The 18,034-nt window shown below is 35.7% G+C and carries 18 protein-coding genes; 4 read left to right on the plus strand and 14 right to left on the minus strand.

Annotated features, from left to right (window positions below):
• Nucleotides 1-5: 5 nt before the first annotated feature.
• The 5 genes from accB to pdxA all read right to left on the minus strand — a co-directional run bounded on the left by accB (nucleotide 6) and on the right by pdxA (nucleotide 3,677).
• The gene (accB, locus tag AACZ41_RS01775) at nucleotides 6-506 is read right to left on the minus strand and encodes an acetyl-CoA carboxylase biotin carboxyl carrier protein (RefSeq protein ID WP_339625894.1); all 501 of its coding nucleotides are present in this window, start codon (nucleotides 504-506) and stop codon (nucleotides 6-8) included.
• Between the two features lie 32 nt (nucleotides 507-538).
• The gene (locus tag AACZ41_RS01780) at nucleotides 539-1,534 is read right to left on the minus strand and encodes a beta-ketoacyl-ACP synthase III (protein ID WP_339625896.1); all 996 of its coding nucleotides are present in this window, start codon (nucleotides 1,532-1,534) and stop codon (nucleotides 539-541) included.
• 233 nt (nucleotides 1,535-1,767) lie between these two features.
• Nucleotides 1,768-1,965: a 50S ribosomal protein L32 gene (gene rpmF / locus AACZ41_RS01785; RefSeq protein ID WP_079511443.1), complete on the minus strand. Its 198-nt coding sequence runs from the start codon at nucleotides 1,963-1,965 to the stop codon at nucleotides 1,768-1,770.
• 7 nt (nucleotides 1,966-1,972) lie between these two features.
• Nucleotides 1,973-2,503: a DUF177 domain-containing protein gene (locus tag AACZ41_RS01790; RefSeq protein WP_091621583.1), complete on the minus strand. Its 531-nt coding sequence runs from the start codon at nucleotides 2,501-2,503 to the stop codon at nucleotides 1,973-1,975.
• A gap of 121 nt (nucleotides 2,504-2,624) precedes the next feature.
• Nucleotides 2,625-3,677 carry a 4-hydroxythreonine-4-phosphate dehydrogenase PdxA gene (gene pdxA / locus AACZ41_RS01795; protein WP_091621586.1) on the minus strand — a complete coding sequence of 351 codons (1,053 nt, stop codon included), beginning with the start codon at nucleotides 3,675-3,677 and terminating at the stop codon, nucleotides 2,625-2,627.
• A gap of 60 nt (nucleotides 3,678-3,737) precedes the next feature.
• Between pdxA and AACZ41_RS01800 the strand changes: the two genes are divergently transcribed.
• Nucleotides 3,738-4,325 carry a riboflavin synthase gene (locus AACZ41_RS01800; protein ID WP_339625902.1) on the plus strand — a complete coding sequence of 196 codons (588 nt, stop codon included), beginning with the start codon at nucleotides 3,738-3,740 and terminating at the stop codon, nucleotides 4,323-4,325.
• A gap of 2 nt (nucleotides 4,326-4,327) precedes the next feature.
• Here the strand turns inward: AACZ41_RS01800 and AACZ41_RS01805 are convergent, their stop codons facing one another.
• From AACZ41_RS01805 to AACZ41_RS01825, 5 genes are all read right to left on the minus strand, one after another.
• Nucleotides 4,328-5,524: a hypothetical protein gene (locus AACZ41_RS01805; protein WP_339625904.1), complete on the minus strand. Its 1,197-nt coding sequence runs from the start codon at nucleotides 5,522-5,524 to the stop codon at nucleotides 4,328-4,330.
• Complete coding sequence (locus tag AACZ41_RS01810) at nucleotides 5,521-6,357, minus strand: GMP synthase (protein ID WP_339625906.1); 837 nt, start codon at nucleotides 6,355-6,357, stop codon at nucleotides 5,521-5,523. Before AACZ41_RS01810 ends, AACZ41_RS01805 begins: the two co-directional genes overlap by 4 nt.
• 66 nt (nucleotides 6,358-6,423) lie before the next feature.
• Entirely contained in the window at nucleotides 6,424-7,521 is a 1,098-nt protein-coding gene (locus AACZ41_RS01815; RefSeq protein ID WP_339625908.1) for a carboxylate-amine ligase, read from the minus strand.
• A gap of 41 nt (nucleotides 7,522-7,562) precedes the next feature.
• Nucleotides 7,563-8,717 (minus strand): hypothetical protein, encoded by a 1,155-nt coding sequence (locus AACZ41_RS01820; RefSeq protein ID WP_339625910.1) that lies wholly within the window; start codon nucleotides 8,715-8,717, stop codon nucleotides 7,563-7,565.
• A 91-nt stretch (nucleotides 8,718-8,808) separates the two neighbouring features.
• Complete coding sequence (locus tag AACZ41_RS01825) at nucleotides 8,809-9,522, minus strand: alpha/beta hydrolase-fold protein (protein ID WP_339625912.1); 714 nt, start codon at nucleotides 9,520-9,522, stop codon at nucleotides 8,809-8,811.
• Nucleotides 9,523-9,645: 123 nt separating this feature from the next.
• Here AACZ41_RS01825 and AACZ41_RS01830 point away from each other — a divergent pair, with 123 nt between their 5' ends.
• Nucleotides 9,646-10,464, plus strand: coding sequence for an alpha/beta hydrolase-fold protein (locus AACZ41_RS01830; protein ID WP_339625914.1), 819 nt, complete (start codon nucleotides 9,646-9,648; stop codon nucleotides 10,462-10,464).
• Here the strand turns inward: AACZ41_RS01830 and AACZ41_RS01835 are convergent.
• Both AACZ41_RS01835 and AACZ41_RS01840 read right to left on the minus strand, forming a co-directional pair.
• Entirely contained in the window at nucleotides 10,454-11,542 is a 1,089-nt protein-coding gene (locus tag AACZ41_RS01835) for a DUF5009 domain-containing protein (RefSeq protein WP_339625916.1), read from the minus strand. The genes AACZ41_RS01830 and AACZ41_RS01835 overlap by 11 nt on opposite strands.
• Nucleotides 11,543-11,549: 7 nt before the next feature.
• Complete coding sequence (locus tag AACZ41_RS01840) at nucleotides 11,550-13,361, minus strand: sodium:solute symporter family protein (protein WP_339625918.1); 1,812 nt, start codon at nucleotides 13,359-13,361, stop codon at nucleotides 11,550-11,552.
• A gap of 75 nt (nucleotides 13,362-13,436) precedes the next feature.
• On the opposite strand from AACZ41_RS01840, the gene AACZ41_RS01845 reads away from it, so the two are divergent.
• Entirely contained in the window at nucleotides 13,437-14,192 is a 756-nt protein-coding gene (locus AACZ41_RS01845; RefSeq protein WP_339625920.1) for a sulfite exporter TauE/SafE family protein, read from the plus strand.
• 132 nt (nucleotides 14,193-14,324) lie between these two features.
• Entirely contained in the window at nucleotides 14,325-15,848 is a 1,524-nt protein-coding gene (locus AACZ41_RS01850; RefSeq protein ID WP_339625922.1) for a GH3 auxin-responsive promoter family protein, read from the plus strand.
• 9 nt (nucleotides 15,849-15,857) lie between these two features.
• On the opposite strand, the gene AACZ41_RS01855 is transcribed toward AACZ41_RS01850, so the two are convergent.
• Together AACZ41_RS01855 and cls are read right to left on the minus strand one after the other, a co-directional pair.
• Nucleotides 15,858-16,424, minus strand: a complete 567-nt coding sequence (locus AACZ41_RS01855) for a hypothetical protein (protein ID WP_339625924.1) — start codon at nucleotides 16,422-16,424, stop codon at nucleotides 15,858-15,860.
• A gap of 59 nt (nucleotides 16,425-16,483) precedes the next feature.
• Entirely contained in the window at nucleotides 16,484-17,908 is a 1,425-nt protein-coding gene (gene cls, locus AACZ41_RS01860; RefSeq protein WP_339625927.1) for a cardiolipin synthase, read from the minus strand.
• Nucleotides 17,909-18,034: the final 126 nt, after the last annotated feature.

Below are 18,034 nucleotides of genomic sequence, written 5' to 3' on the forward strand. Positions count from 1 at the left end.
TTTAGTTAAGAAGGATCTACCAAAAATAATGGTTGATCAAACTCTACTGGTGAAGAATCGTCTACTAATATTTTAACAATAGTTCCTGAAACTTCAGATTCGATATCATTGAACAATTTCATTGCTTCAATAACACAAAGAACATCACCATTACCAATAGTATCGCCAACTTCAACAAAAACTGGTTTGTCTGGAGAAGGCTTTCTATAAAAAGTACCTATAATAGGTGACTTGATCGTAATATATTTATCGTCTTCTGACTTCTTCTTTTCAGCTTCAGCAGCGCTATTTATTGCTGCCTGTTGCTGTTCTGTTTGTGCAGGTGCCGCAGCGGGTATCGCTTGCTGTGCCATTGGCATCGTATGTACATAGGTAGGTTCCGAATAACCATTCCCAAGGCTTCCAGTACGGATCGTGATTTTAATATCGTCCGTCTCCAGTTTTACCTCGCTTGCACCAGATTTGGCTACAAACTTGATAAGGCTTTGAATTTCTTTAATATCCATATTTATATAAGTTATGTTGGTAGTTTTGTTCGTTAATTATATGCCCATTTTAAATAAATGGAACCCCAAGTAAATCCGCCTCCAAAGGCAGCAAATACTAAGTTATCTCCTTTTTTAAGATGTTCTTCGTAATCAAATAATAAAAGCGGTAATGTTGCAGACGTAGTGTTACCATAACTTTGAATATTCATCATTACTTTTGAATCATCAATACCCATTCTTTTTGCGGTAGCATCAATAATACGTTTGTTTGCTTGATGCGGCACCAGCCAATTTACATCTTTTTCAGTTAAATTATTTCTCGTCATAATCTTGGCTGCCACATCTGCCATGTTTGATACCGCAAATTTAAAAACTGTTTTTCCTTCTTGAAAAATAAAATGCTTTCTGTTCTGTACACTTTCTATAGTGGCAGGCATTATTGAGCCTCCACCTTCCATACCCAAGAATTTTCTTCCTCTACCATCTGCTCGTAAATATTCGTCTTGCAAGCCTAAGCCTTCAGTATTTGGTTCAAAAAGCACAGCACCTGCACCATCACCAAAAATGATACAGGTGGTACGATCAGTATAATCTATAATTGACGACATTTTATCTGCACCAATCAATAAAACCTTTTTATAACGGCCAGTTTCTATATGACCTGCTACGGCCGACATGCCAAATAAGAAACTTGAACAAGCTGCCAATAAATCATAGGCAAATGCATTAACCGCTCCAATTTCAGAAGCAACGAAAGCTGCCGTTGAAGCTACCATACTATCTGGAGTTGCGGTCGCAACAATTACCAAATCTATTTCCGCCGCGTCAAGACCTTTCTTTTTCATTAGATCTTGAGCTGCTTTAATCGCTAAATATGATGTGCCTTCCCCTTCTTCTTTCTTTAATACTCTTCTTTCCTTTATACCGGTTCTTGTGGTAATCCATTCGTCATTGGTTTCAACCAAATCCTCAAGCATTTTATTCGTCATTACAAATTGGGGGACATAGCCGCCTACCGCGGTTATAGCTGCTGTAATTTTGGTCATACTTTATTTGCTTTCTTGTAAAAAACTTAAAAAACGAGTCAAAAGTCATGAAAATTAATGATTTTCAACGACTTTTCTCTTAAAGTTATCCGGTTTTTGAAAATTTCCCTTTGTTGAACAAATAGCACTTACTACTTATATCATCTGCACGACAAAGAGATTATAAACAAATTGGGCTAAAAAAAACTCCCTACTTCAAATGAAGTGGGAGCTTTGTATAATTTAAAAAAGTCTTAAGCTTCTGCTTCTTCAGTTTTATCAACTAAAACTTGACCTCTGTAGTGTAATTTACCTTCGTGCCAGTGAGCTCTATGGTACAAGTGCATTTCTCCTGTTGAGGAATCCTTGGCCAATGTAGGTGCTACTGCCTTATAATGTGTTCTTCTCTTGTCTCTCCTTGTTTTGGAAATTTTTCTTTTAGGATGTGCCATTTAAACCTTATTTATCCGTTAATAGTTTCTTTAATTCATCCCAACGGGGATCGTTTTCTTCTTTGTTTGATCTTTTCTCTTTTGGTTGAAGCTCCTTTAACCTGTCTAACACTTCAGATTCTAAAGTGCCATCTTCAATACCAGGATGAATTCTTTTTTGCGGAACTGCCAATACAAGCATTTCGTACACGTACTGTGCTATGTTCAACTCATGTTCACGGTGAGGAAGAATAAGGATTTCAATATCCTCATCATTAAACTCTTCCCCAAATTTAACAACCAAATGCAAATCTGCATTAACTGGTTGATCAAAAGGTTCACTAGTAATATCACAATTGACATTCACCGTACCCGATGCCTCCATATCAACCTCTAACATAGTACTGGTTTTATTCAGTATAACATCTAAATTGATGTTGGCAGCATTGAACTCATCGTATCCAAAAGAATCAAAGAACGTATTATCAATCTGGTAATTAAAGTTGTGTTTTCCTTGCTTCAATCCTGAGAAAGGAATATTAAACTCCTTTTGTTTCATCTCGTACACACTTAATTTAACAATATTGGCCCATAAAAGGCGGCTGCAAAGATACTATTTTTTTAATAAAAGACAATAGTTATCAACTATTTATCTTTATAACTTTTTTAGCTTTTAAAAACTAGCGTTCTCTTTTTAAACGCTGCTTTTTTAAAACATCTTTAGTAAGTTCTTGATACTCGGTTCTGTTCTTAAATATTTTTAAAGCCATAAACACGGCCTCTTTAAACGAACTTTCGTCAGCAACACCCTTTCCGGCAATTTCATATGCAGTACCGTGATCCGGTGATGTTCTTACCTTATCTAGACCAGCTGTAAAATTAACACCTTGACCAAAAGAAATTGTTTTAAAAGGAATTAATCCTTGATCATGGTATGCCGCTAAAATAGCATCGAATTTTTTGTATCCGTCAGAGCCAAAGAAACTATCTGCAGAATATGGTCCATAGACCAAATGCCCCATATTGGCCATTTCACGAATAACAGGCTTCATTATTTCATCATCCTCTTTACCGATAACACCATTATCTCCGCTATGTGGATTTATGCCCAATAATGCAATTTTAGGCTTACGAATTCCAAAATCCATCATGAGCGATTTTTCAATGATATTGATTTTATCACGAATTAATCTTGGTATAATTGCGGCAGAAACATCCTTTACAGCAACATGATCGGTTAGCAAACCGATTTTTAACGTATCGGTCACCATGAACATTAAACTTTCGCCCTGAAGTTCTTGTGCTAAATAATCTGTATGGCCAGGGAATTTAAATTCATCTGATTGAATATTGTTTTTATTTATAGGTGCCGTTACCAAAACATCAATATCTCCTTTCTTAAGAGCCTCAACAGCCGCTTTTAAAGATTTAATAGCATATGCACCACCTTCTTCCGTAGATTGCCCAAATTCGATTTTAGGAATCTCTTTCCAGACGTTTACGATATTAATTTTATTGTCAATTGCCTTAGAAGCATCTGGCACTCCATTAAATACGATATTAAGTCCCAATTCCTTCATTTGATAAGAAATGGTTTTATTAGAAGCAAAGATTATAGGTGTGCAAAAATCTAACATTCTACTATCTTCAAATGTTTTCAACGCCACCTCACAGCCTATTCCATTTAAGTCTCCTATAGAGATGCCTAATCTTATTTTACTATTTTCCTCCATGATAATCTGTACCTTTGTACTCAATTTTGAATACCCAAAATTACTTAAATTAAACGACACATGTTCACTGGAATTATTGAAACGTTAGGTAAGGTAACCTCTCTACAGGCTAAAGGCGGCAACTTAGATATTACAATAGAATCTAACCTTACTTCAGAACTTAAAATAGATCAGAGCGTAGCTCATAATGGCGTTTGTTTAACCGTCGTAAGCTTAACCGATTCTACATATACCGTGACTGCAATTGCAGAAACTTTAAAGAAAACCAATCTTGACAGTTTAAAAACTAACGACTCTGTTAATTTAGAACGGGCTATGATATTGGGCTCTAGATTAGATGGTCATATCGTACAGGGACATGTAGATCAAACCGGAGAATGTACTGGTATACGTGAAGATAATGGTAGTTGGATATTTTCTTTTACCTATGATTCGGCAACGGGCAACCCTACTATAGAAAAAGGCTCTATTACTATAGATGGCACAAGCTTAACGGTTGTCAATTCTGGTAAGAACACCTTTGAAGTAGCCATTATACCTTATACTTATGAACATACTCGTTTCAACACCTATAAAGTTGGAACCGTTGTCAATTTAGAATTTGATGTAATTGGCAAATATGTGGCAAAGTTGATGGGCAATAGGTAGAATTACTTTTCAAAGAAACTTATTGAAGAGCCGATCCAAGTTTCATCAACTTGATGAGAAACATTGATCATTTCTCCTTTACTCATTCGAGTAAGATTTATGACAGGCGTTAACTTATTCTCCTCATCGCTCCAAACATATAGCATTCGTAATTCTACTTTTGAGTTTTTAGGCGTATTTGTCTTTATCAATGGTGCATATTGAACCTTTTGCTGTAAAATATAATTTTGTTTGTCTGATATGGTATTGATAGCCTCTTGATTGGGATGTAAATCAACACCTTGACCTGCAAATGAAAACAAAGGTTTCAAAACAAATTTATTTAAGTCTAGTTCGGCCGGAAAATCAGATAAATAATATGATTTCGGAATATTCTTATGCTCTAGCATTGGCATAATACATTTTGATATCATAAAAAACCAATCTGGGTGTGTTACCCATTCCACATCTAAATCATCATTCAGGTTGAAATTAGTTTTTAAATCTTTAAGACGTTCCAATTCATCATAAATAACCCTATTGTAAATTCTGTGGATAGGTGTTTTTGTTCCCTCTTTCATGTAGAACAATTTTTTCCCTTCCTTTAAAACTTTAGTCATACAGACAACTTCTATACCTAAGGCTTTTTTGGTCGACCAAAAATCAATTCTTGTTTTTTGCTTTTCAGGAAAAATTTCTAATAAAATTACATTTTCGGGCTTTTCATCACCTAGAATGACCTTCCTCACTTTTTCCGTATAGCTCTTTTTATCCAAGCCATTCAAATAATAATCGAAACCTTCTTTCGGAATATTAGGATAATGCTGCATAAATGCTTCTCCTAAAAAAGGTTGGTAAAAAAATAATGTAGGGAAAGCCTGTAACTCTATTAATTGAGGAGTGATGCCGCCCTTACCATCTTCACAAAGTCCAAAATCTATTGCTAAAAAATGAGGGTTTCCCATGGGTACTGGAGACTGAAGTTCGGCAGGAATAAACTTTCTGCGAATTTCAGGAAAATCAATTTTCCATAATTGAGAAATAATGGAATCGCAAGCTTCTTCCACTTCTTTTTTGACAGCCTTACTAATAAAAACGGGTGTTTCAGAAATTCTAAATGCACTAGGTTCTTTAAAAGTGTCTACTATATGCTTCAAAAGGTTATTATAGTACACTTCTTTATAAGTGGCATTAAATTCTTCTCTAATTTTCGAAATCATACAGTTTGTAGTTTTTGGCTATCGATAGCTTCTGCTGCCAATTTTAAAAAGGTTGGAATTAGAGTTTTATTGGTTTTCCAGATTTTCGCTTTGTCATCAAGCTGGGTTATCATTTCAAGGTATTTTTTCTTACCATGTCTTTTTACTATCTGATTCCTTTTTTCTTCCTTTCCAAAATAACGGAGCATTCCCTCAGCATCTGCTTCTGGATGAAATTGCACCCCAAATATTTCATTGGAAAAACGAATTGCCATTACTGCGCGCTCTAACGGCACATTTGGTCTAATTTTTTCCCTACACAAAACCTTTCCGTCTAGGGTATCCAATTTCCATTCCTTCGGACCCACCACTTGATAGTCCCTCGAATCTACTGCATAAAAAGGATCGTTCAACTCTTTGAATAAAACCTCTTGTTCACCACTTTTGGTTTTGTAAATCGGAAAAATACCGAATGACGTAGATCTCCTTTTTGTAACCCTAGCCACATCCCAATGCAGACAAGCCAATTGAAATGAATGACAGATTAAAAAAGCATGTTTTTTCTGAGCATTAGATAGATTATGGGATAAGATCGAATCTAAAAATCTGAAATATTTAATTTCCCACTCTGCGCCTGTTTTCAAAGGTGACCCTGGCCCGCCAGACGACACAAAAATGTCATATTCATTTAAATCTGGAAGTTCCTGTCCGTTTCTTACTTCAAAAATATCATACCTACCCTTTACACCATCTTGTGTTAAAAATTCACCCATAAGCGTGGTGATGCATCGCATGCCTTCGTTGGGCTGGCCAGCATTCATATCCAATACGGCAATATTATAGTTCCCTTTCATAATCTCTCACTAAAACTGGTTCCAAAATAAATGTTATTTTGGTTACGTATATACTGTTAAACTTTTTTAAAGCCCTTTTCTTGTTTGTTCTACGATATACTTTGTAACCTCCACCAAATCATTAGTTTCATTAAAAACTTGTAGTTGCCTATCCGCACCAGTGCCTGATTCCAATATTTGATACACATAGTTAACCTCTGACCGGCAACCTAATTCGTCAATAACATCATCTATAAATTCTAACAATTCACTCATAAGCTTAGCGAAAGGAACCTCTTCTTCCTTGCCAAAATCTATCAACTTAGATTCAATGCCCCAACGAGCTGCCCGCCATTTATTTTCATTCAATAACAATCGTCTATAGTTTTTGAAGTTCTGATTCTTGCGATTCATTTTGTACAACTTGGCTACCAAACATTGCATTAACGCTGCAATACAGGTTACCTCATCTACAGTCATAACCACATCGCATATTCTAAATTCAATGGTTGGATAAAAAGGGTGTAATCGTATATCCCACCAAATTTTCTTACTATTATCCAAACAATTGGTCTTCACTAATATATCCACGAACTTATCATACTCAGCCACACTAGCAAAAAAAGGAGGGATGCCTGTTCTTGGAAATTTGTCGAATACTTTACTTCGATATGATTTGAAGCCTGTATTACGACCTTCCCAAAAAGGCGAGTTTGTAGATAATGCATATAGGTGTGGTAAAAAATACCGAACCGTGTTCAAAATTTCCAAACCTTCTTCCCTACTTGGTATGGCCACGTGTACGTGCATGCCAAAAATAAGATTCCCTCTAGCAACATCTGCCATTTCTTGGATAATGGCATCGTATCTTGGATTAGGGGTTATCAATTGTTGATCCCATTTAGAAAATGGGTGCGTTCCAGCAGCTGCAACTTTTAACCCTTCATCATCTGCTAGTTTAATGACCTGTTGTCTTAGATATGAAACCTCATCCCTTACCTGATGAATGTTATCACAGATATTGGTACCCATCTCAACCATAGACTGATGCATTTCTTCCTTTATTCGTTCTTGAAGTAGAACTTTACCATCGTCAACGATTTTCGACATTTGTGAACGCAATCTATACGTATCACTATCTAAAACTTGAAATTCTTCTTCAATACCTAAGGTAAATTTATGCATGTAATTACAGTTGATTCTTAAAGTTATTCGCCACTATTCTACTACTTCTTTGGTTTTGTCGGTGCCTTGGTTTTGGCAGGAGCTTTCTTTTCAGCAACCTTTTTCTTTGCTGGCGCTTCTTTTTTTACCACAACAGCTTTTGCTTTATTGGTCAAACTTGTTATAGCCGGCGCTTTCTTTACGGCAGTTTTTTTCGCCTCTGCAGCTGTTTTTAAGTTAACCTTACCAACTTTTGGCTTCACTGGGGCAATTGAATTTCTTACAAAACCTCCCCATGAAGAATTATTTTGATTTGGTTTGTGCTCTTTGGCTTTTTCAATAGCATACTTCGCAGAATGTTCAACAATCCAATCAAAGTTTTCTTGGCCAACCGAATTTATATCGGCATCTGGTGCTGGGTTACAAAAGTCAATTGCATAGGGCACACCATCACGCACTGCAAACTCAACAGTATTGAAATCATACCCTAAGGCTTGATTCAATCTCAGCGTATAATCGTGTACTGTCTTCAACAATTTTTTGCGCTCTTCGCCAGTTGCTTTTATTTCGCTTACATAACGTTCGTGAAAAGGTTTTCTTGGGTCATATGGCATAATATGCACATACTTTTGCCCTAAACAATACACTCTAAAGTAATCATCGAAAACAATTTCTTCCTGTAGCATCATTACTAACTGTTCAGTCTCTTTATGTGCTTCAAAAAGTTGTTCTGAGTTTTCTACTCTATAAACACTTTTCCATCCGCCACCATCGTGAGGTTTCATGTAGGCCGGGAAACCAATATAATCGAACATATATTCCCAATCCAAAGGAACTTTAAGATTACGGAAAGACGTTTCCGAGGTATTATCAGGTCTAGCATTCGAAGGCAAAAGAACAGTTTTAGGCACTGGTATTCCCATTTCCATTGATAAACAATTATTGAAGAATTTCTCGTCGGCACTCCACCAAAATGGATTATTAATAACTGCCGTACCCATCAATGATGCATTTTTTAAATACGCACGATAAAAGGGAACTTCTTGAGATATTCGGTCGAAGATTACACTATATCCATAATCAATACCTTGCTGAACCTTATCTATTTGAACTGCTTCTGCAACAACTTTACCTTTACCCAATTCATTTACTTTATCTATAAATGCCCATGGGAAGGTATCTTCCATTCCAAATAATATTCCTACTTTTTTTACCATTCTATGTTTTATTTTTAATTTTTTAACCTCCAATAAGATACATTATATAAATGATCGTAATTGACCCTATACTTAAAATTGATAGTCTGTTTCAATTGAAGTAAGCCCCTAGATATTCAGGGAACATCATTTTCCACAATGGCCAATCATGATCTATCCATTTTTTTTCATCATACCAATGTGCAATTCCTTTTCCTTTTAATATAGCCGACATGTTTCTATTTTTATCCAAACAAATATCCCAATCAGATGTTCCTAACACAATTTGCATATGGTCAAATTTCCAACTTTCCTCATGTAGCATATATTCATCAGGACAATTATAATAAATTCGCATATCATCAGATTGTGGAGTCATAGAACGTATGTTAAACGCTGCACTCATTCCTATGTAATGCGAAATTAAATCTGGAAACCTGAACGCTGCATTGGCTGCATGAAAACCTCCAAAACTAACCCCAGACACGCCTATACGATGTGTATTACACTCTTTTTGTATATATGGTATTAGTTCATTCTTAAGAAACTGCATGTACAATTCATAATTATGAATTTTGGTGCCAGAATCCATATGATCATCATAGAAAGACATCATATCAATGGTCTCTACATTATATATTTTTACTTTACCTTCCTCAATAAAATTCGTTACTGAATCTACTAAACCGAAATCTGTATTTTGTGTAAATTGGCCCCCAGATGAAGGGAACATTAATATCGGATGACCCCAATGGCCCGTAACCTCAAGATTAATATTTCTATTTAAGGTGTTGGAATAATATTGGATGTGTTCTACTTTCGCCATGTATCAAGATAAATAAAATGTTTAATAATCAACGTTTTACGGGCGGCAAATGTAATTTATTTTGAAATATTAACGCATATATTTTTACGGATACTTATACTTGCATTTTTATACTAAGAATACATGCAGTTTCAACTAGAGCTCATTACAATTAAAGGAAGTTATTTTTCTATAAACCTAAATCGTTTAGTGCTTTTTCGCATTGTAGCTCCACAAGATTATTTGAAATCTACTAGCGACTTTTCGGTATTACTGATGAATGATGGCCAAGACTTTGAAGCAATGAAACTTGAACATAGCTTATCTCGAGCTTTTTCTTCAAAAACAATGAAGCCTTTTATTTATGTTGGTCTTTCCTGTAATGAAAATCGTATTCATGAATATGGGACTGCCTCGACGGCAGATTTTAAAGGAAGAGGCGGACAGGCATTAAAATACTCTAAATTCATTACAGAAGAATTCGTTCCTTTTCTAAAGCAAGAATTCAAAACCTCTAAAGATTTTAATGAATGGGTCTATTGCGGTATGTCTCTCGGTGGTTTATCGGCATTCGACATTGTTTACAATCAAAGTTCACTATTTGGAAAAGTAGGCGTGTTTAGCGGATCATTTTGGTGGCGTAAAAAACCTTATATAAAAAATGACTTAAAAGACCGTAGTAGAATTGTTCTAGAAGTTGTAAAAAATGGTGCTTATGCCGACCATTTAAAGTTCTGGTTTCAATGTGGTTCATTAGATGAAACTGCAGATCGAAACCACAATGGAATAATCGATGCTATTGAAGATACCTTAGATCTAATAAAGGAGCTTAAAACTAAAGGATACTCTTATCCTGGTGATATATCCTATGTTCAAGTTGAAGGTGGAAAACATGACCTATCTACTTGGGGAAAGGTATTTCCACAGTTTATTACTTGGGCAATGACAAAAACTAAACCTTAATAAATATCTTTCTTTGATATAGAAAATAGCCAATAAAGCTATAAAACAACACCACGGTTAAACCATACAAAAGAGACGATGTTTCAAGTGCAAGAAAATCATGTACATATACTTTTTGAAATAGCCACCCATGTAAAGAGGAATCTCCTACTTTTATCTGACCCATTATTTTACTGATAAAACTAGATAAGAAGTAAATGACAATGGCATTTGCGCCAGCATATCGAAACACAGAACCGAATTCAATTTTCTTTACATCGGTTAAATAATAAATGAGGGCAAGAACGAGGTTCGCCCAGCCAGCGGTAACCAACACAAAACTACTAGTCCAAAGCGCTTTATTTATTGGAAATACGATATCCCAAATATGGCCGATAATTAATAAACTTCCGCCAAGACCCATCAATATTGTCGCTTTCTTTGCTTGTTTAGAGGTGAGTATTAAACCGGTAAAAACACCTAATAGAGCGCTTGCAATTGAAGGAATTGTACTCAGTAATCCTTCTGGGTCATAATCCGCTTTGTAGTTATGTGAACCGAATACTTGTACATCAAGCCAATTCGCCAAATTGTTTGGTGCCCTATCTAAGGTTGACGCAATTCCTTCCACAGGAACTAAAGTCATTAAGAGCCAATAGCCTATTAATAAGATAGCCGTTACCCAAATTAATTTTTTCCAATCAAGATTTATAAATAAAATAGCGGCAAAGAAAAATACGACCCCTATTCGTTGCAGTACACCAGGAAATCGAATGTCTTGAAAATTCTTAAAGAACGGAAAATGTATTATAAAGGCACCAAGAAAAACACCTAGGGCAATTAATTTCAAAGTCCTAACCCCTATTTTCTTGTATACTTCAGCATTGACTTTTCTACCCTTATAGGAAAAAGCAATTGAGGTACCTACAATAAACAAAAAGAAAGGAAAAACTAAATCTGTTGGTGTATACCCATGCCAATCGGCATGTAGAAAAGGACCATAAACATTTGACCATGTTCCTGGTGTATTCACTAAAACCATGAGCAAAATAGTTGCTCCCCTAAAAATGTCAACTGATAAAATTCTTTCCTTAACCATACTTATTTTATAAGAGATTCCCTTTTAACCTGTTCCAAGCTTTGATTAACAAGAATCCAGAAATGACAGAAACAATTGTCAATACTATGGCTTGTGTAGTTCTACCATAAATCCAATAGCCTGTAGCAAACATGATAGAATAAATTAAAACAATACCAAGTAACATTGCAGTTATACCGGCTGGCACACTCCATTTCTCTCCTGTGTTCACAAGTTCTTCATTCTCAATTTCGGCTTTCTTAACCACCTTTCGCCATCCCGGTCCTCCTGGTTGTGTTTTTCTGTAAAATGAACGTAGTGTCGCGTCGCTTTCAGGTGGTGTTAATACAGTAACCAACATCCAAATTGCCGTTGTTACTACTACTATAAAAGGATAGTTTGCCCATTCTGGAAACACCCCTGTATCAGCGGCAAAAAGAAAGTCGCCTAGGCTAGTTTTAGCCAAAGAAATAACCAGAATTCCAGAAGCGAACATTGCTGTAATTTCACTCCACGCATTTATTCTCCACCAAAACCAGCGAAGTATAAACACCAAACCGGTTCCAGCTCCAAACTGTATCAATAAATCGAATACCTCAAATGCATTTTGTAAGGTAAGCGCAAATAATGCACTCAATACCATAAGAACTACGGTAGAAATTCTACCTACGGCCACCATTTGTTTTTCGGTTGCATTAGGATTAATCTGCCTCTTATAAAAATCAAAAACAATATAAGATGAGCCCCAATTTAATTGCGTAGAGATGGTACTCATATATGCTGCTATCAAAGATGCCAAGACAACTCCTAACAGACCACTTGGCAATTTGGTAAGCATAGCGGAATAGGCTAAATCATGCCCTAATTTACTTTCCTCAACATTAGGAAATGCTGCTGCAATACTAGCAACATCAGGGTATACAACCAACGACGCTAATGCCACCAAAATCCATGGCCAAGGACGCAAAGCATAATGCATAATATTGAAAAAGAAAGTTGCCCCTATGGCATGATTTTCGTTTTTTGCCGCTAGCATTCTTTGGGCTATATACCCCCCTCCGCCAGGCTCCGCACCTGGATACCATGAGCTCCACCACTGTACTGCAATTGGAATAATAAACAGCATGATAAGTACTTCAGTATTATCAAAATCGGGTAGAATATTAAGTTTGCTTACTACATTTTCATTTGCCATTAATGCTTCAATTCCACCAACCTCTGGAATATTCACCAAATAATAAGCCGCTCCGATAGCGCCAGACATTGCAACAAAAAACAACAAAAAATCTGTATAAACAACACCTTTAAATCCCCCAAGCGCACTAAAAATAACAGTTATTAACCCTGCTCCAACTACTGTTTCCCAAGGTTCAAGCCCCAACATAATTCCTCCTATCTTAATGGCCGCTAGCGTAACAGAGGCCATCGTGATAATATTAAATAATGCACCAAGATATAAAGCTCTAAATTTTCGCAAAAAACTGGCAGGTTTACCACCGTATCTCATTTCATAAAACTCAAGATCTGTATTTACATTCGACTTACGCCAAAGTTTAGCATAAACGAATACCGTTAGCATTCCGGTAATTAAAAAACACCACCATACCCAGTTTCCCGAAACTCCTTTGGTACGAACAATATCTGTGACCAAATTGGGTGTGTCTGTTGAAAAGGTTGTTGCGACCATTGAAAGTCCCAATAACCACCATGGCATTGTACGGCCTGAAAGAAAAAATTCTGTAGAATCTTTACCTGATTTTTTTGATACGTAAATGCCTATGCCTAATACAAGGGAAAAGAATACTATGATAAAAGCATAGTCTAAAGTACTGAGTTCCATAAATTGGTTTTAGGTTGATTGTTAAAGATATGTTATTTTCGGATATTTTTAAATCTAATACGCTAAACGTACTACGTGCTACTATCAATGACTTCTGAAATTACCCCAACTGCATGGATTCTAGCTTACGGGGCAGCATTTATTATCGGATTATCAAAAGCTGGCATAAAAGGTATCGCCGTTATGAATGTAACATTAATGGCCTTAGCTTTTGGTGCAAAAGAATCGACCGGCATGGTTGTACCCTTACTTATTTTAGCTGATGTTTTTGCTGTAATTTATTATAATAGACATACACAATGGAAGTACGTTTTTAAAGTACTGCCTTGGATGATTCTAGGTGTACTCATTGGTGTAGTGATCGGAAAAGACCTACCAGAAAAATTCTTTAAAATAGGGATGTCGATCATTATCATAACAACAGTTTTTATGATGTATTGGTGGGATCGCAAAAAATCAAGAACAGTGCCTACTCATTGGGCATTTGCGAGTTCTATCGGTACTATTGCAGGTATTACAACAATGGTCGGTAATTTGGCAGGCGCTTTTTCGAATATCTATTTCTTGGCCATTCGATTACCAAAAAACCATTTTATCGGTACTGCCGCATGGTTGTTTCTTATTATAAACATTATTAAACTACCATTTCATTTTTTCGTTTGGGAGACGATTTCCTTTGAATCATTATCATTGAACATAATGCTCCTTCCAGGAATTTTACTTGGCTTTTTTGTAGGGGTTAGATTTATCAAATTAATTAAAGAAGCTTTTTTTAGAAAAATGATTCTAGTATTAACCGCTGTTGGTGCAATTCTCATTATGTTGGGGTAATACCAAAATTGTCTTTACCAAAGCCTTTCTAAAGACATTAGTTGAATACCGTCTATTTAAATTAGATTCGGGTTAATCTTTTTGGTGAATAAAAAATACTTTTATCTCACTAATCTAGAAATCTATTATCAAATGAATATCATTGGAAATTTCATAAAAGGGGTCATTAACGTTACTGATAAAATTACGGGCGATGACAACCCAATAGAAGAGCAAAAAGAAGTACTTAAAAAACTTTTGGAATCTGCCAAGGATACCTCTTTCGGTAAAGAGTACGATTTTGATAGCATCCTAGAAAATGAGGATATTCAGACTCCCTTCAAACTTAACGTTCCGTATTTTGACTACAAGGAAATCAATGATAATTGGTGGTATAAATTACACGAAGACCAAACGGATGTAACTTGGCCTGGCAGTCCCGATTATTTTGCGTTAAGTTCAGGGACTACTGGTAAAACCAGTAAGCGAATACCTGTTACCGACGAGATGATAGATGCCATCAGACAAGCAGGCATCAAACAAGTATTGGCACTTTCTAATTTTGATTTGCCTGCCGATTTTTTTGAAACCGGAATATTAATGCTAGGTAGTTCTACTGATTTAATAGAAAATGACGACCATCTTGAAGGTGAGATTAGCGGCATTAGCGCTAGTAATATCCCCTCATGGTTTAGTGGTTATTATAAGCCTGGAAAAGAAATCGCTAAAATTGAAGATTGGGATGAAAGAGTTGCTAAAATAGCCGAAAAGGCTCCTAATTGGGATATTGGAGCACTTAGTGGTATTCCTTCTTGGATAGAATTAATGCTTAAAGAAGTCATTAAAAAACACAACCTCAACAACATCCACGATATATGGCCAAACCTTCAGGTGTATACTTCGGGCGGCGTAGCCTTCGGGCCATACGAAAAGAGCTTTAATGCGCTAATGGGTAAACCTGTTACCGTAATTGATACCTATTTAGCTTCTGAAGGCTTCATTGCATTTCAAAGTCGACCAGAAACTGACGCCATGAAATTGGTAACCGGTAACGGAATTTATTTTGAGTTTGTTCCTTTCAATCCTGATTATATTTTAGAAGATGGCTCTCTCTCACAAGAAGCACCATCACTTACACTTTCCGAAGTTGAAAAAGGTCAGAATTATGTGTTGATTATAAGTACCGTTAGTGGTGCTTGGCGATATTTAATTGGTGATACCGTTGAATTTACCGATGTAGAACGTGCAGAAATTAAAATAACAGGACGCACTAAATTTTTCTTAAATACAGTCGGCTCGCAGTTATCGGTCAACAAATTAGATGATGCTTTACAAGATATCATGGAAACTTTTGATATGGAAATACCGGAATACACTCTTTGTGCGAAAAAATATGAAGACGGTTTCTATCATACTTGGTACTTAGGCACAACATCAAAACAAGATTCTAAAGAGGTAGCGAAAAAGCTAGACGAATCGTTAAAAGCTGCCAACAAAAATTATAAGGTTGCTCGCTCTAAAGCACTAAAAGGAGTGAAAGTTTTTATGGTTGATCCAGATACATTTTATAGTTGGAACGACAGAAATAAAAAGAAAGGTGGACAGGTAAAAATGGAACGGGTTATGAAAGAGGTAAAATTTGCCGAGTGGGAAGATTTTGTTGAGAAACAAACCTAACACACTCCCTTAATCTTTTGTTGCCATATCACGCTCCTCTACTAAAATCATAATTTCCTCTGGTGATAAGTAAAAGTTTTTGATGCGATCTACATATTTTTTTGTTAGGCCTGCTTTCTCAAGTATAAACTCTTTGGTAGACAAAATATAGGTTTCCATACCGTGCGTTACTGCATACAAATCAGCTCTACGCTCAGCCCCACGAATATATTTTTTAGAGGTTAAATAGCCGATACCAAAACCAATTAAGTTGAGACCACTTCTTTGTTCAAAATCCATCACATGGCCTAATTCATGACCTAACCAACCTATCATAATTTCAGAGGGCATATCTTTTGTATAATAAACTTTGTCTGCAATTTTTATTCTTTCACTTATCAAGATTTTATACGACCTATTCTTCTTTGATTTAAACACACTTGAAAACTTAGGCTGCGCCTGCATTGTAGACTTCTTAATGTTTTTTTTAAATTTAAATTCAATAGCCGTATTGGCAAGTTCAGGATAGTGCGATAAGGCGATTCTTGACTCTGATTCTATTACATCGGGAATTATATGTTGTGCGAATGCAACCATATTAATGTTTAAAATTATAAAAAATAAATAGTTCAAATCGATTCGAAATAAAGTTATTGTTAAAGCAACGGACTAAAGAATTTGGCTAGGCCTTCTAAAAACTTACTGAATGGAGAACGTTTTCTAAAAGCTTCAAGTTCTAGCTTTACGTCATCGGTACAATGCCGCAAAAACAATTCTTCAATCTGTGTGGCTTTATCTTGGTCATAAAGAATTGCATTCGTCTCAAAATTATGCTCAAAGCTTCTGTAGTCGAAATTACCAGATCCAACAGATACAATTTCAGTATCAATAATAATGACCTTACTGTGCGAAAAATCTGGTCTTAAATAAATATTGACCCCAACTTCTAAGAGACTGTCAAAAGTTGAAAACATACTGTACTGAGCAAGAAGAGAATCTGATTTTCTAGGAGTAAGCAAAGTAACCTTCACTCCACTTAATGCTGCAATTCTTAACGCTTCCAAAACAGGTTCGCCAGGTATAAAATAAGGGTTTGCTATACAAATATTATTTGTTGCAATATTTATCATGGCAAGATATTGCTGCATAATGGCAGGATATCTAGAATCTGGTCCACTCGAAATTATTTGGGCAATAGTATCTCCAGTGGGTTCAACTTTAGGAAAGTACCTGTCTTGAAGCAACAACTCCTCTTTTCCCGCAAAATGGTAATCTTTAACAAACACTCTTTGTAAACTATTCACCGCAGGACCCGCTATTCTTATGTGCAAATCTTGCCAAATTCCCAATTCAGAAACATCTTTCATATACTTATCAGAAACATTGAAACCGCCAGTAAATCCTATTTTTCCGTCAACAACCACAATTTTTCTATGATTTCGATAATTTAGGGTGAACAAAAGATTGCCGAACCTAATTGGCATTGTAGGAAATGCTTTTACCCCAATATCTTTAAAACGCTTTACAACTTTGCCTCGCAAAGAATTACTGCCTAGCGAATCATATAACATTCTAATTTCTACACCTTCTTTAACCTTTTTCTGAAATAGCTCATAAAAACGGTCTAATAACATGCCTTCTTCTAAAATATAATATTGAAGATGAATAAATTCTTTAGCCTCTTCAATTGCTTTAAAAATTGCATCAAATGCTTCTTCACCACTATTCAATAACGTTATATCATTACCTTCATAAGGGGCGAAATAACTATTCTTTCTAATGAGTGATGCTAATTTATCTTCCTTATAATCGTTAAACCTATGCACACTTTGTTCGCCTCCTTTTAGCTCTTTATAGGTTTCAGAATACAACCTTCTCTTTTCTGTTTGTTTTAATTTGAATAGTTTAAACTTTCTTCTGTTGATACCAAAAAGATAATATAAAAGGGGTCCAATAAATGGTAGAATTATAACAGACAATGACCAACTTACCATTTTTGTAGCCCTTGAACCATTGAAAATTATATTGACAATACTCCATAAGGTGACCGATAGATAAGCAAGCCAAAAGATAGTATTCATCGGGTTATTTTTTGTTTGTTAACAAGATACCATAATTTGAATAAGCACTGCTTTTTTAAACCTTTCAAGATACTTTTCGTTTGAAACGAGTTAAATACTTCATGAAGAACTGACTACTTTTAAAAA

The sequence above is a fragment of the uncultured Maribacter sp. genome, from assembly GCF_963974015.1.
Taxonomy (GTDB): Bacteria; Bacteroidota; Bacteroidia; order Flavobacteriales; family Flavobacteriaceae; genus Maribacter.